The sequence below is a fragment of the Jezberella montanilacus genome (assembly GCF_003003055.1).
In the GTDB taxonomy this organism is placed as follows: Bacteria; Pseudomonadota; Gammaproteobacteria; order Burkholderiales; family Burkholderiaceae_B; genus Zwartia; species Zwartia montanilacus.
Window position 1 is genome coordinate 281,654 of the sequence record NZ_PVTV01000011.1, and the last position, 15,108, is coordinate 296,761.

Annotated in this window: 8 protein-coding genes; 3 read left to right on the forward strand and 5 right to left on the reverse strand. The window is 53.0% G+C overall.

All coding sequences use genetic code 11. The features are described from left to right. Nucleotides 1-4 precede the first annotated feature (4 nt). From guaB to aceE, 5 genes are all read right to left on the reverse strand, one after another. A complete protein-coding gene (gene guaB, locus BCM14_RS02990; RefSeq protein WP_106226502.1) occupies nucleotides 5-1,465 on the reverse strand; it encodes an IMP dehydrogenase in 1,461 nt (486 codons plus the stop codon). 99 nt (nucleotides 1,466-1,564) lie between these two features. Next, nucleotides 1,565-5,599, reverse strand: coding sequence for a phosphoribosylformylglycinamidine synthase (gene purL, locus BCM14_RS02995; protein WP_106226503.1), 4,035 nt, complete (start codon nucleotides 5,597-5,599; stop codon nucleotides 1,565-1,567). A gap of 98 nt (nucleotides 5,600-5,697) precedes the next feature. Continuing rightward, complete coding sequence (lpdA, locus tag BCM14_RS03000) at nucleotides 5,698-7,527, reverse strand: dihydrolipoyl dehydrogenase (protein ID WP_106226504.1); 1,830 nt, start codon at nucleotides 7,525-7,527, stop codon at nucleotides 5,698-5,700. Nucleotides 7,528-7,536: 9 nt separating this feature from the next. Next, the gene (gene aceF / locus BCM14_RS03005) at nucleotides 7,537-8,892 is read right to left on the reverse strand and encodes a dihydrolipoyllysine-residue acetyltransferase (RefSeq protein ID WP_106226505.1); all 1,356 of its coding nucleotides are present in this window, start codon (nucleotides 8,890-8,892) and stop codon (nucleotides 7,537-7,539) included. A 35-nt stretch (nucleotides 8,893-8,927) separates the two neighbouring features. Next, nucleotides 8,928-11,627: a pyruvate dehydrogenase (acetyl-transferring), homodimeric type gene (gene aceE / locus BCM14_RS03010; RefSeq protein WP_106226506.1), complete on the reverse strand. Its 2,700-nt coding sequence runs from the start codon at nucleotides 11,625-11,627 to the stop codon at nucleotides 8,928-8,930. Nucleotides 11,628-11,872: 245 nt separating this feature from the next. Between aceE and BCM14_RS03015 the strand changes: the two genes are divergently transcribed. The 3 genes from BCM14_RS03015 to folD are packed head-to-tail and all read left to right on the forward strand — an operon-like array spanning nucleotide 11,873 to nucleotide 15,101. Beyond that, nucleotides 11,873-13,627 carry a PAS domain-containing sensor histidine kinase gene (locus BCM14_RS03015; RefSeq protein WP_106226507.1) on the forward strand — a complete coding sequence of 585 codons (1,755 nt, stop codon included), beginning with the start codon at nucleotides 11,873-11,875 and terminating at the stop codon, nucleotides 13,625-13,627. Further along, nucleotides 13,624-14,250 (forward strand): response regulator transcription factor, encoded by a 627-nt coding sequence (locus BCM14_RS03020; RefSeq protein ID WP_106226508.1) that lies wholly within the window; start codon nucleotides 13,624-13,626, stop codon nucleotides 14,248-14,250. Before BCM14_RS03015 ends, BCM14_RS03020 begins: the two co-directional genes overlap by 4 nt. Further along, complete coding sequence (gene folD, locus BCM14_RS03025; RefSeq protein ID WP_106226509.1) at nucleotides 14,247-15,101, forward strand: bifunctional methylenetetrahydrofolate dehydrogenase/methenyltetrahydrofolate cyclohydrolase FolD; 855 nt, start codon at nucleotides 14,247-14,249, stop codon at nucleotides 15,099-15,101. The genes BCM14_RS03020 and folD overlap by 4 nt, the downstream gene beginning before the upstream one ends. Nucleotides 15,102-15,108: the final 7 nt, after the last annotated feature.

The window sequence follows — 15,108 nt, forward strand, 5'->3', positions numbered from 1 at the left end:
TGAATTAGTCAGCACGATAGTTAGGGGCTTCTTTAGTAATCTGCACATCATGGACATGCGATTCGCGGAAACCCGCCGAAGTGATCTGAACGAACTCTGGTTTCGTACGCATCTGCTCGATCGTCGCGCAGCCGCAGTAGCCCATCGATGAGCGAATACCGCCTACCAATTGATAAATGATGGCTAGCACGCTGCCTTTGTAAGGCACGCGACCTTCAATACCCTCAGGCACCATTTTGTCAGCATTATTGGCTGGGTCTTGAAAGTAACGATCAGCCGAGCCTTCTGCCATCGCAGCCAAGCTGCCCATGCCACGATATGATTTGTATGAGCGACCTTGATAAAGCTCGACTTCGCCTGGCGCCTCGTCAGTACCTGCGAACATTCCGCCCATCATGACTGTTGAAGCACCTGCAACCAGTGCCTTGGAAATATCACCGGAGAAGCGCACGCCACCATCAGCAATCAGCGGAATGCCTGTGCCTTCAAGGGCACGGGCCACATCAGAAATGGCAGTAATCTGCGGCACACCCACACCAGCGACCACACGCGTGGTGCAAATTGAGCCTGGGCCGATACCGACCTTGACCGCATCAGCGCCGACCTCAGCAAGGGCACGAGCTGCAGCGGCGGTAGCGATGTTGCCGCCAATCACCTCGATTTTGGGGAAGGTCTGCTTAACCCATTTGACCCGATCCAGGACACCTTGCGAGTGACCGTGAGCGGTATCAACGACAATGACATCAACGCCAGCCGCAACCAGTTTTTCGACACGATCTTCTGTACCCTCACCCACCCCGACCGCCGCGCCAACGCGCAACTGGCCGTGGCTATCTTTACACGCCATGGGGTGTTCAGTATTTTTAACAATATCCTTCACAGTTGCCAAACCGCACAACTGGAACGCATCATTCACAATCAACACTCGCTCAAGCCTGTGCTTGTGCATCAGTGTTTGAGCTTCGTTGAGCGTTGCACCTTCTTTCATGGTGATCAAACGCTCTTGCGGGGTCATAATGTTGCGCAGCGGCTCATCAAGTCTGTCTTCAAACCGCAAGTCGCGGTTGGTGACGATGCCAACCAGTTTGCCGCCTTCAACGACCGGCAAACCTGAAATCCCATGCTGCCGTTGCAAGGCAATGGCATCACGCACTTTCATAAAAGGAGTGACGGTAATTGGGTCAGTCACGATACCAAACTCATGGCGCTTGACTCGGGCGACCTCGCGGGCCTGCTCAACAGCGCTTAAGTTCTTGTGGATGATGCCAATACCGCCCTCCTGGGCCATCGCGATGGCAAGACGAGCTTCCGTCACGGTATCCATGGCGGCAGACACTAGGGGAATATTGAGGGAGATATTTCGAGTCAAACGCGTGACCAAAGATGTATCTCGGGGGAGTACAGAAGAGTGGGCGGGCACCAACAACACGTCGTCGAACGTGAGCGCGGTTTGGATAAGACGCATAGAAAGCTCCTGGCGCAAAGCAAGATTATACGATGGTCTAAAAGTGCCGTCCGGGGCAACCCGGACGACTTATTACGCTGTGCACCGACCCCTTGGGTTTTAGCCTAAGGATTTTCTGGCATTTTGAAAGAATCTCATCCAAGGCGTATAGGCACCGACTGAATCCTTATCACCCCATTTTGCTGGATGCCAAGACATCATCACGTTGCGGGTGACCCGCTCTGGATGTGGCATCAACGCAGTGAAACGTCCGTCTTCAGTGGTCACCGAGGTCAAACCGCCGGGACTGCCGTTGGGATTAAACGGATATCGTTCAGTGGCCACGCCTTGATTATCAACAAACCGTGCAGCCACCACTACTTTAGCTGCATCGCCTTGTTGACTGAAGTTAGCAAAACCTTCACCGTGAGCCACTGCAACCGGGATATGCGAGCCTTGCATCCCGTCAAAGAATAACGACGGCGATTGCAACACTTCAACCATGGAGAAACGCGCTTCGTACTTTTCGGACTGATTGCGGGTAAATCGTGGCCAATAATCGGCACCAGGAATCATTTTGGCCAGAGCCGCCAGCATCTGGCAGCCATTGCACACCCCTAAACCAAAAGTATCCGGTCTGGCAAAATAGTCGGCGAACTGATCTGACAATTGAGTATTGAACAAAATACTTCGCGCCCAGCCCTCGCCCGCCCCCAGAACATCGCCATAGCTGAAACCACCCACCGCGACCAGACCTTGAAACAGCGAAAGATCCGTATAGCCATTTTGCAAGTCAGTCATGTGAACGTCCCATGCTTCAAACCCGGCTTTATCAAACGCCCAAGCCATTTCAACCTGGCTATTGCACCCTTGCTCTCGCAAAATAGCGACGCGAGGCCTTGCACCCTGATTGATAAATGGTGCAGCAACATCTTGTTGGGGATCAAATGTCACCAGGGGTGTCATGCCTGGGTCTTGCATATCAGCCCAAATATCCCACTCTGCTTGCGCGCAATCCGGGTTTTCTCTTTGACGGGCAATCTGGTAACTGACCTCGCCCCAGATTTTTCCTAGTGCAGCGCGCGGACGGCCCCAGACTTTTTTTCCATCGCGATAAAACTCGATTTCGTCTTGCTGATTCAAACCACCAATAACGTGTGATGTAGCGGATAACCCGGCCGCTCGCAGCACCTGCAGCACGGCGTCGCGCTCGGCTACGGGCACTTGAATCAAGGCACCAGCCTCTTCAGTGAATAAAGCCTTAAGGGTTAGTTCATCACGCTGCACGGCGACCTGCTCGGGTCGAATTTTGTAATCACCCCAATCTGCTGCATAAGGGTCTATCGTCAACATATCCAGGTTGACCGACACCCCAACGTGGCCGGCAAAAGCCATTTCGCATACCGCAGCAAACAGGCCGCCGTCGGATCGATCGTGATAGGCCAAGACCACACCTGATTGTGCCAGCGCGCGGATCGTGACAAAAAACACTCTCAACAGCTCAGCATCGTCGATATCAGGAGTTTGTTCACCGACCTGATTGCAGACCTGAGCGAGGATAGAGCCGCCCATGCGATGCTTACCAAGGCCAAGATCGATAAGGATTAAGCTGGTTGGCCCCAAATCAGTTCTTAATTGCGGTGTCAACGTCTGGCGCACATCACTAACAGGTGCAAAGGCCGTCACAATCAAGGACACGGGCGCAATGACCCGTTTGGATTCATCGCCTTCAGTCCAGGCAGTCTGCATAGACAAAGAGTCTTTGCCAACTGGGATAGATAAGCCGACTTTTTGGCATAGCTCGCTGACAGCAGACACAGTGTCATACAAAGCCGCGTCCTGTCCTGGCGCACCGCAGGCGGCCATCCAGTTGGCGGACAGCTTAATGTCTTCGAGTTTTGCGACATCCGCAGCCGCCAGATTTGTTAAGGCCTCGGCAACAGCCATCCGACCTGAGGCAGGCGCATTGATCACGGCCAGCGGCGTGCGTTCACCCATCGCCATGGCTTCGCCGCGAGTGCCGTCGTGATCAGCCAGCGTCACCGCACAATCGGCCACCGGAATCTGCCAGGGGCCAACCATCTGGTCACGACTAGACAGCCCGCCTACGGTACGGTCACCAATGGTAATCAAAAACGCTTTGCTTGCAACGGTTGGGTGCTGAAGCACGCGCGTCGCCGCCTCGTCCAAGGTGATCAGCGTTAAATCTAATGCTTCAGATGCGCCAGGTAAGCGTTTGACATCACGTGTCATGCGGGGAGCTTTGCCGAGGATGACGTCAATTGGCACATCAACGGGTCGCACACTTTGTTGCGGCTGAAGCTGATCCAGACCTGTTACGCCTTCACCGTTGACCACTTGCAACTGCCGCTCTTCTGTGGCGACACCAATGATGGAGAACGGACAACGCTCGCGTGTCGCAATATCTCTAAAACGCTCAAGATCTTCTGGTGATATCGCAAGTACATATCGCTCTTGAGACTCGTTACTCCAGATTTCAGCAGGCGACATACCGGACTCTTCAAGCGGTACGCGGCGCAAATCGAACCGAGCGCCCCGGCCCGCATCATTCACGAGTTCGGGGAAAGCATTGGACAAGCCACCTGCCCCAACATCATGAATGGCAATAATCGGATTTTGATCACCTTGCTGCCAACAACGATCTATGACTTCTTGGGCACGACGTTCGATCTCTGGGTTGCCACGTTGTACCGAATCAAAATCCAACTTGGCGCTGTTGGTACCGACAGCCATACTTGATGCCGCACCGCCACCCATGCCAATCCGCAAACCGGGTCCACCCAATTGAATTAACAAAGCACCCGGCGGGATGATGTTTTTCTTGGTCAAACCGCCGTCGATACTACCGAGACCACCCGCGATCATGATGGGCTTGTGATAACCCCATTTCGTGTCGCCAGCTGTTTGCTCGTATGAGCGAAAGTAGCCCAGCAAGTTCGGACGACCAAACTCGTTATTGAAGGCTGCAGCACCCAGGGGGCCCTCAGTCATGATGGACAGGGGTGAGGCGATACGGTCAGGGCTACCGTGGTGATCAGACTCCCAGGGGCGTGGCGCGCCGGGCAATCTGAGATGCGAAACGGTAAACCCGGCTAAACCAGCTTTGGGCTTAGAACCTCTGCCAGTGGCACCCTCATCGCGGATCTCACCGCCTGAACCGGTTGCAGCGCCTTCAAACGGCGCAATGGCTGTGGGATGATTGTGGGTCTCAACTTTCATCAGCGTGTGAACGAGCTGCTGATGGGCAGCATAAATCGGTGCAGTCTGCTCTGTCGCAATGGCGGCTTGAAAGCGCAAGGCTGGGCCGCCTTCCATGACAGCAGCGTTGTCAGAGTAGGCAATCACGGTACCGTGAGGCTGAGCTGCGTGAGTCGCGCGAATCATGCCAAACAGGGTGTTTGGTTGTGGCTCACCGTCGATAACCCACTGAGCATTAAAAATCTTATGACGGCAATGCTCACTGTTTGCTTGTGCAAACATCATCAACTCGACATCGGTCGGATCACGATTTAGCTCAGTGAAAGCTGTTGCCAGATAATCGACTTCGTCGTCAGACAGCGCGAGTCCGAGATCGCTATTCGCTTTAATCAAGGCAGCTCGACCTTCAGCTACCACGGGCACAGTCAGCATAGGCTTGCCGGGAAGAGACACAAATAATTGACCAAAGTCAAAGCGTTCATCGACCACGGTTTCTGTCATCCGATCGTGCAAACACGATGCAGCCAGCGCGAGCATATCGGCACTCAGTGCCTTGGCTTTTAACCAGCTCCGCTCTGGGATCAAGGTGTATTTGACCCCTCGTTCAATGCGGCGAACGGTGAAAAAGCCACAATTATGAGCGATATCAGTCGCTTTACTGGCCCACGCAGAAATCGTGCCCAAACGCGGAATCACCGTTAGTGAGACACCTTGCTCTACTAGGTCGTCCTGAGCAGACGGAGCGCCATAATTGAGGAGAGCAACGAGACGCTCGTGGGTCGGTCGGGCGGGCGCTTCATCTAAAGAGACAAAATGTTGGAAACTTGCGTGGATTGCTGCAATCGGCAAACCAAGAGACTGAAGTTGTTTAACAAGTTTCTCTCGACGAAAAGTTGAGAGGACGCTGGAGCCGGAGAGTTGCAGAATATGGGACACAGGTCGTTTAGCCGCTAATTGGGTGAGAGTGGATTTTACCCTCACCCGCCAAACTACGCCTGCGATCTTGCGCCAGCCACTCGGTGGCCGGAATTAGACTATTTCTTTCGAACTGGAGGCAAATCGGTGCAGTGGCCTTCCGCCGCCTCAGCAGCAAGACCAACCGACTCGCCTAAGGTTGGATGAGGATGGATAGTCTTGCCAATATCGACAGCATCCGCGCCCATTTCGATGGCGAGTGCGACTTCACTGATGAGATCACCTGCGTGTGTACCGACGATGCCACCTCCGAGAATTTTGTGGGTGGCTGCATCAAACAACAATTTAGTGAATCCTTCGTCGCGGCCATTAGCTATGGCGCGGCCTGAGGCGGCCCAAGGGAACAGGCCTTTTGTCACAGCAATGCCCTGTTTTTTTGCGTCGTCTTCGGTTAAACCGACCCAAGCCACTTCGGGGTCCGTATACGCTACCGATGGGATTACCCGAGCATCAAAGAAGCTTTTCTGACCTGCTGCGACCTCTGCGGCTACGTGACCCTCGTGAACCGCTTTGTGTGCAAGCATCGGTTGGCCAATGATGTCCCCGATCGCAAAGATATGAGGGACGTTGGTGCGCATTTGGCGATCGACTTCGATAAAACCTCGATCGGTAACCGTTACCCCCGCCTTGTCAGCAGCAATTTTTTTGCCGTTAGGCGTGCGACCCACTGCTTGCAATACCAAGTCGTAACGCTGTGCCTCTTTCGGTGCACCTTCGCCCTCAAAGCTGACATAAATGCCATCCTTTTTAGCGACCGCGGCGACAGTTTTCGTCTTGAGCATCAAGTTATCGAATCTCGACCCATTCATTTTTTGCCAAACCTTGACCAGGTCACGGTCAGCACCCTGCATGAGACCGTCTTGCATTTCCACCACGTCAAGCCGAGCACCCAGGGCCGAGTAGACCGTACCCATTTCTAAACCAATGATGCCACCGCCCACGATCAGCATCTTCTTAGGGATGCTGCGCAACAACAACGCGCCGGTCGAATCAACGATGCGATCATCTTCTGGCATGAACGGTAATTTGACCGATTGGCTACCTGCCGCAATGACTGCCTGGCTAAATTCGATCGTCTGACTACCCGTTTCGTTTTTCACCGTCATGTGATGCGGGCTGACAAATTCACCTAAGCCATGCACAACCGTCACTTTGCGCGCCTTGGCCATACCAGCCAGACCACCAGTTAATTTGCCAATGACGCCATCTTTGAACGCCCGCAACTTATCAAGATCAATCTTGGGTTTACCAAAGGTAATACCGTGATCGGCTAAGGCCTGAGCCTCTTCCATCACCGCCGCTGTATGCAGAAGCGCTTTGGAGGGGATGCAACCAACATTCAGGCAAACACCACCAAGGGTCGAATAACGCTCAACCAAGACGACGTTCAGGCCAAGGTCGGCTGCACGGAAAGCGGCTGAATAACCACCTGGGCCAGCGCCCAAGACAATCAGGTCACACTTGCTGTCGACCTGACCTGTATAGCTGGATACAGCGGGGGCTGAGGCGACAACGATCGGGGGTGCAGCTACTGATGGCGCTGGCGCTGGCGATGCCGCCGCCGGTGCTGGCGCGTTTGCAGATGCGGGCACGGGTGCAGGTGCAGGTGCAGGTGCAGGTGCGGCAGAGGTTGCAGCGGACGAAGCTGCAGTCTCTTCAAGCTCCAACACCACCGTACCCTCTTTGATTTTGTCGCCGACTTTCACCAACAGGGTTTTGACCACCCCTGTATGGGAACTTGGAATCTCCATTGAGGCTTTGTCAGATTCAACCGTGATCAAACTCTGCTCGAGCTTAACGGTGTCACCGACAGCCACCAACACCTCAATCACTTCAACTGAATCGAAATCGCCGATATCAGGGACTTTGACTGCTATGAGATTGCTCATGGTGACCCCTTACAGCGCGATACGGCGAAAATCTGTCAGCAAGCTGCCCAGATAAGCATTGAAACGAGCCGCAGCCGCGCCATCGATGACGCGATGATCGTAGGACAAGGACATAGGCAGCGTTAACTGCGGTACGAAGGCCTTACCATCCCAGACTGGCTTCATATAGGATCTCGATACACCCAAAATTGCAAGCTCAGGCGCATTGATGATGGGGGTAAAGTTCGTGCCACCAATCCCGCCTAAGGACGAGATTGAGAAACACCCTCCCTGCATTTCTGCGGGACTCAACTTTCCGTCACGCGCTTTCTTGGCGAGCTCACCCGATTCGCGAGCCAAATCCAGGACGCCTTTTTTATCAGCATCTCGAATAACTGGCACCACCAAACCATTCGGTGTGTCGGCGGCAAAACCAATGTGGTAGTACTGCTTCAGAATGAGATTATCGCCATCGAGTGAGGCATTGAACTCGGGGAATTTTTTCAGGGCAGCGACAACCGCCTTAATCAAGAAAGCGAGCATGGTCAATTTAATGCCCGTTTTCTCATTCTCTTTGTTTAAGGTTACACGCAGGGCTTCGAGCTGGGTGATATCCGCTTCGTCGTTATTGGTCACGTGCGGGATCATGACCCAGTTACGGTGCAAGTTGGCGCCCGAGATCTTCTTGATTCGCGAAAGCGGCTGAGGGGTAATTGCACCAAATTTGGTGAAATCAACTTTAGGCCAGGGCAGCAGATCAAGCCCACCACCTAAGGAGGTACCTGCAGAAGCAGTAGCTGCGCCTGTTAAACCACCAGCCAGCGCTTGTTTAACAAAAGACTGCACATCCTCTTGCGTAATGCGTTGCTTGGGGCCGGAGCCCAACACGCGGGTCAAATCAACGCCAAGCTCCCGGGCAAACTTGCGAACCGACGGGGAAGCATGAGGCAAGCCTGCAGTCGATGCAGGCATCTCAAGCTTGCCGGCAGCCGGGGCTGAAGCCAGTGCAGCCGCCGGCGCTGGTGCAGCAACCGGTGCAGCCGCTGCAGCGACGGGTTCAGATGTGGTTGCAACCGCGGGGGCAACCGCGGGTGCAACTGCTGGCGCAGCAGGTGCGGCCGCGGCCGCAGGCGCAGCAGTCTGCGTCGATGCCTCGACATGCAACACAATACTGCCCTGTGTCACTTTATCTCCGACTTTAACCTCGATCGACTTGACCACTCCGCCTTGCGAGGCGGGGATCTCCATTGAGGCTTTATCGGACTCAACGGTAATCAGGCTTTGCTCGGCCTTGATGGTGTCACCCACCTTAACCAATAATTCAATCACTTCAACAGCGTCAAAGTCCCCAATATCCGGAACCGTAATAGCAGTCACGTTGCTCATGGTTTGTCTCTTCGTCTTTACGTAATCAGGCGCAATTAAGCGTATTGAGGGTTGGCTTTGTCAGGATTGATGCCGTATTTTTTGATCGCTTCAGCGACTTTTGCAACAGGTACTTTGCCCTCATCGGCCAGAGCACGCAAAGCGGCCAGCACGACAAAATGCCTATCCACTTCAAAATGCTCACGCAATTTTGCTCGGAAATCAGAACGACCAAACCCATCAGTGCCCAAGACCTTGTAATCACGCCCTCTAGGGATGAAGGGACGGATCTGGTCAGCGAACAGTTTCATGTAATCCGTTGATGCAATGATCGGTCCGGCAGTCTTTTCGAGCAATTGCGCGACATAGGGGATTTGAGGCGAGTCTTCTGGGTGCAACAGGTTATGCCGTTCACAATCCAAACCGTCTCGACGCAGTTCAGTGAAGCTCGTCACAGACCAAATGTCTGCAGCGATTGACCAATCTTTCTCCAGTAACTCAGCCGCCGCCATGACTTCCCGAAGAATGGTCCCCGAACCCATCAACTGCACGCGTAGCTTGGCTTTGCCGCCTGCTTTGAGTTTGTACATACCCTTGATGATGCCTGCTTCGTCGCCAGCCTTGAGGCCGGGTTGGGCGTAGTTCTCGTTCATCACGGTCAGATAGTAATAAACGTTTTCCTGATCTTCAACCATTCGCTTCAAGCCATGCTGGATGATTACCGCAAGCTCATGCGCAAAGGTTGGATCGTAGGATACGCAATTTGGAATTGTCGACGACATGATGTGGCTGTGACCATCTTCATGTTGCAGGCCTTCACCATTAAGTGTCGTGCGCCCTGCTGTGCCACCCAGCAAGAAACCACGCGCTTGCATATCACCTGCGGCCCAAGCCAGATCGCCAATACGCTGGAACCCGAACATCGAGTAATAAATGAAGAACGGGATCATGATGCGGTTATTAGTCGAGTAGGACGTTGCCGCAGCAATCCATGAACTGAATGCGCCCGCTTCGTTAATACCTTCCTGCAACAACTGGCCATCCGCGGCTTCGCGGTAGTACATCACTTGGTCTCGATCGACCGGCACGTACTTCTGACCTTCAGGGGCATAAATACCAATCTGTCTGAAAAGGCCTTCCATACCAAAAGTGCGTGATTCGTCAGCCAAAACAGGCACAACACGGGGGCCAAGATCTTTATCGCGCAGCACTTGGTTCAGAATGCGAACGAAAGCTTGCGTAGTCGAGATTTCACGCCCTTCTACGGTCGGATCCAGCACGGGTCGAAATACCTCAAGCGCTGGGGCTTTGAGTTGCTCGTCAGCTTTAGTTCTGCGCTTGGGCAAATAACCACCCAAGGCTTTGCGACGCTCGTGCATGTAGAGCATTTCAGGGGAATCTTCTGCCGGCTTGTAATACGGCAGATCATCTAGCTGATCGTCTGGAACGGGGATGTTGTAGCGATCGCGAAACTCTTTAACGCTGTCATGATCGAGTTTCTTTTGTTGATGGGCTGGATTTTTAGCCTGTGCGACGTTGCCCATGCCAAAGCCTTTGATTGTTTTGGCCAGAATCACGGTTGGCTGGGCAACAGTTTTAGTTGCCGCATCGAAAGCAGCAAAAACCTTGTAAGGATCGTGACCACCGCGATTCAAGCGCCAGATATCCTCGTCACTCAGACGCGAGACCATCTCGAGCAACTTAGGATGCTTACCAAAAAAGTGTTCACGGACAAACTTACCGTCATTGGCTTTGTAAGCTTGATACTCACCATCGACGGTGTCTTCCATGACCTTGCGCAAAATCCCTTCTTTGTCGCTGGCGAGCAGAGGATCCCAGTAGCCACCCCAAATCAATTTGATGACGTTCCAGCCACTGCCGCGAAATTCGCCCTCAAACTCTTGGATAATTTTGGCATTGCCGCGGACAGGCCCGTCAAGTCGTTGCAAATTGCAATTGATCACAAAGATCAAATTATCAAGCTTCTCGCGAGCGGCAAGGCTGATGGCGCCCAAGGATTCGGGTTCGTCCATTTCTCCGTCTCCGCAAAATACCCAAACTTTGCGTTGACTGGTATCGGCAATCCCACGGGCATGAAGGTATTTCAAAAATCGCGCCTGATAGATTGCCATGAGAGGGCCAAGACCCATTGACACGGTCGGAAACTGCCAGAACTCAGGCATCAGTTTAGGATGTGGATAAGACGACAGACCTTTGCCATCAACTTCTTGGCGGAAGTTATTCAACTGATCCTCAGTCAGACGCCCTTCAAGGTAGGCCCGACCATAAACACCAGGGGACGAGTGACCTTGAAAATAGACCAGATCACCACCACGCTCGGGCGTGTCAGCATGCCAAAAGTGATTTTGCCCGCAACCGATCATGGTCGCTACCGAAGCAAACGAAGCAATGTGACCGCCTAAATCGCCACCATCCGGCGGGTTGTGCTTGTTTGCCTTGACCACCATCGCCATCGCGTTCCAGCGGATATAGGCGCGAATGCGCTCTTCAATATCCGGGTTACCGGGCAGTGGCGGTTGTTGGCCAACTGGGATCGTGTTCAGATAAGCTGTATTTGCTGAATAGGGAATATCTGCGCCCGAGCGTCTTGCCAAATCCGTTAAGCGCTCTAACAGGTAATGAGCGCGCTCTGGGCCTTCTTTATCCAGAACGGCAGCCAACGCGTCAAGCCACTCTTGTGTCTCGAGCAGGTCTACATCATTGGCAGCGTTGTACGCGGCAGCTTGTGGTGCCATGGCGATCTCCTGTGGCGCAGAGGCCGATTTATCCGTTGTTGTGACCTTACCAATTTTTCGAATGGGCTTGTGGACACATTATCAAAAACATTTTTGCATCAAGGCAAAAAAGCACTTTTGCGCATTCTAGGTACAAGATTGATAATCAGCAAGTAAAATTTCATGTTACGGAATGTAATTTCATATTGTGAAATTTAAGAATTTTTACTAACCCGTCTAAAATGACGCAGTGACGGAAACTGAGTATGGCTCAAGAGCAGAAAACCATTATCGCAACTCCCTTTAATGACCCACCCCGGTTAAAGCCCCGTCGGTGGTACTGGATCACGCCCGTGCTGGTGCTGGGTCTATACGCCTGTGTCATGGCCGCCTTCTTTTGGTTGCAACGACTGCACGAAGGTAGTGTGATGTTTGTCACCATTGACCAAGAGGCGCGACAAAACCGTTTGCTACTGGTGGTTGTTGCATTGTCAGTGGTGATCGTGATTGCTTTACTGATGCTTTGGCGCTACACGCGCTACCGCTCGCAGGCCGAAGCCGCCTTGATTGCAGAGACAGGGTTTCGCCGTGCAATGGAGGACTCAATGTCGACCGGCATGCGAGTACTCGATATGCAAGGTCGCATCGCTTATGTGAATCCAGCGTTCTGCCGCATGGTGGGATGGAACGAATCCGACCTAATCGGGCGGCTACCGCCTTATCCTTATTGGGTGCCAGGAAAACATGAGTTACATCAACAGACTCTCAACAATATGTTGACCGGTCGCACGCCGAGCAGTGGCATCGAAGTTGAAACACAGCGGCGAGACGGATCAAGATTTACAGCAAGGATGTACGTATCACCGCTTCGTGATCCAAAAAATATCCAGATTGGCTGGATGACATCCATGACCGACATCACGGAACCGAAACGGATACGAGAAGCGCTAACCGCAGCGCATGAGCGCTTCATGACAGTGCTCGAAGGCCTCGACGATGCGATTTCAGTTTCTGCAGACACGACCGATGGGATGGAGCTGTTATTCGCTAATCGCACGTATCGGCGATTATTTGGTTCTCAAACCAGTGGTCATGAAGAGCTGCTCGCGGGTCGTAGAGGTCGCTACACAGACGAGTCAGTTGAGGTCTACTCGGCGTCAGTGCAGCGATGGTTTGAGGTTCAGCACCGGATGTTGGCATGGACTGACGGGCGGCGAGTGCGACTGCAAGTGTCTCGCGACATTACTGAGCGTCGTCGTCATGAGGAAGAGTCCCGCATACAACAAGAGAAGATACAGATCACCAGCCGCCTAACAACGATGGGCGAGATGGCGTCGTCGCTTGCGCACGAACTCAATCAGCCGTTAACCGCTATCAGCAACTACAGCATGGGTGCAGTTGCCATGATTAAGTCAGGAAACGCTGACATGACAAAGCTTTTGCCGGCGCTCGAAAAAGCTGCGGCCCAGGCAGAGCGCGCAGGCAAAATCATTAGCCGCATCCGGGACTTCGTCAAACGCAGCGAACCTCACAGGCAGTGCGTGCAAATTCAAGAAGTCGTCGATAACGCAATCAGCCTTGCCGAAATACATGCACGAAAACGCCATGTGCGAATTGAATGCCAAATTCCTACCGCGGTCCCTGATGTTTTGGCTGATCCAATTTTGATCGAACAAGTATTGCTGAACTTGATCAAGAATGGGCTTGAGGCGACCGACGAGTCGTCGCTTGAAACCTTGATCGTCAAATTGATCATAGCGGACGAGCATATCCGCATTTCAGTGATAGACCGCGGGCATGGTTTGGCAGATCCTGATCGCTTATTCGAACCGTTTTTCAGTACAAAAAGTGAAGGCTTGGGGATGGGGTTAAATATCTGCCGCACCATTATCGAATCACATCACGGCCGCCTGTGGGCAGAAAACAATCCCCAAGGCGGTACTATCTTCTGCTTTACACTGCCGTGTGCTGAACCTGACAGCGAAAACCAGCCCCACCCGTCCGAGGAGTTATCTGCATGAATATCGCCCAAGTTGCCAGCACGGTCTATATCGTTGACGACGATGAAGCTGTCCGCGACTCGCTTCGCTGGCTGTTGGAAGCCAACAATTATCGGGTGCGCGCTTATCCAAGCGCCGAATCGTTTCTAACTGAATATGACGAACAACAGGCAGGCGTGCTCATCGCTGATGTTCGTATGCCCGGCATGAGTGGTCTTGAATTGCAAGAGCAATTAATTGCTCGGAAATCAACCATGCCCATCGTCTTCATTACTGGTCACGGCGATGTCCCCATGGCCGTCTCGACCATGAAAAAAGGAGCAGTGGACTTTCTTGAGAAGCCATTTAGTGAAACTGATTTGCGCGAGATCGTTAGCCGCATGTTCGAGCAGGCCAATCAGAGATTATCGGTCGCCCATGCAAAACGAAGTCACGATGCCATGTTGGGTCGTTTGACGGCACGCGAACAGCAGGTGCTAGAGCGTATTGTCGCCGGCCGTCTGAATAAACAAATTGCTGATGACTTAGGCATCAGTATCAAAACCGTTGAAGCACATCGTGCCAACATCATGGAAAAACTTCAAGTTACAACCGTGGCAGATCTCATGAAGGTCGCCTTGGCAAAACCAGAAGGCGTTGCATGACGGCAAGAATCATTGATGGTGTAGCGCTTGCAGAAAAGATCAAAGAAGAAGTTTCCGTTCGCACTGCAAAGCTGATCCAGCAAGGCATCAAACCGGGCTTGGCGGTCATTCTGGTTGGTGCAGATCCAGCATCCCAGGTCTATGTTCGCAACAAGGCGGCGGCTTGCCAAAAGGCGGGCTTACACTCGATCGTTGAGCAATATGGTGAGGGCCTCAGCGAAGCCGATTTACTTGCCCGGATCGACGCGTTAAATAATGATCCTGCCATTCACGGCATATTGGTTCAAATGCCCTTACCCAAGCATATCAATGCTCATCGAGTGATCGAGGCGATCGCCGCTCGTAAAGATGTGGACGGGTTTCATGTCAGTAACGCAGGACTGCTGATGACAGGCGCGCCACTTTTTATTCCCTGCACACCATACGGCGTGATGAAAATGCTCGAGTCAGAGCAGGTCGTGATACGAGGCGCCGTGGCTGTCGTGGTCGGGGCAAGCAATACAGTCGGTAAACCGATGGCCCTGCTATTGCAAGCAGCAGGAGCCACCGTCACCATTTGTAACTCCAAGACTCGCGATCTTGGTTGGCATACTCGTCATGCGGATATCGTCGTGATCGCAACGGGTCGTCCCAGCATGATCACGGGTGACATGATCAAGTCTGGCGCTGTCGTCATCGACGTCGGTATCAATCGGGGTGCAGATGGCAAATTATGCGGCGATGCAGACTTTCAAAGCGTTCAACAAGTCGCAGGTGCTCTCAGCCCGGTGCCAGGTGGCGTTGGACCGATGACAATCGCCATGCTCTTAGTCAACACGATTGAAGCTGCAGAGCGAACCTTAGCAAAATAGTTTTGAA

Coding starts and splice junctions, on each gene's coding strand:
- guaB (WP_106226502.1), bottom strand. CDS start 1,465: ATGCGTCTTATCCAAACCGCGCTCACGTTCGACGACGTGTTGTTGGTG.
- lpdA (WP_106226504.1), bottom strand. CDS start 7,527: ATGAGCAATCTCATAGCAGTCAAAGTCCCTGATATCGGCGATTTCGAT.
- aceF (WP_106226505.1), bottom strand. CDS start 8,892: ATGAGCAACGTGACTGCTATTACGGTTCCGGATATTGGGGACTTTGAC.
- aceE (WP_106226506.1), bottom strand. CDS start 11,627: ATGGCACCACAAGCTGCCGCGTACAACGCTGCCAATGATGTAGACCTG.
- BCM14_RS03015 (WP_106226507.1), top strand. CDS start 11,873: ATGGCTCAAGAGCAGAAAACCATTATCGCAACTCCCTTTAATGACCCA.
- BCM14_RS03020 (WP_106226508.1), top strand. CDS start 13,624: ATGAATATCGCCCAAGTTGCCAGCACGGTCTATATCGTTGACGACGAT.
- folD (WP_106226509.1), top strand. CDS start 14,247: ATGACGGCAAGAATCATTGATGGTGTAGCGCTTGCAGAAAAGATCAAA.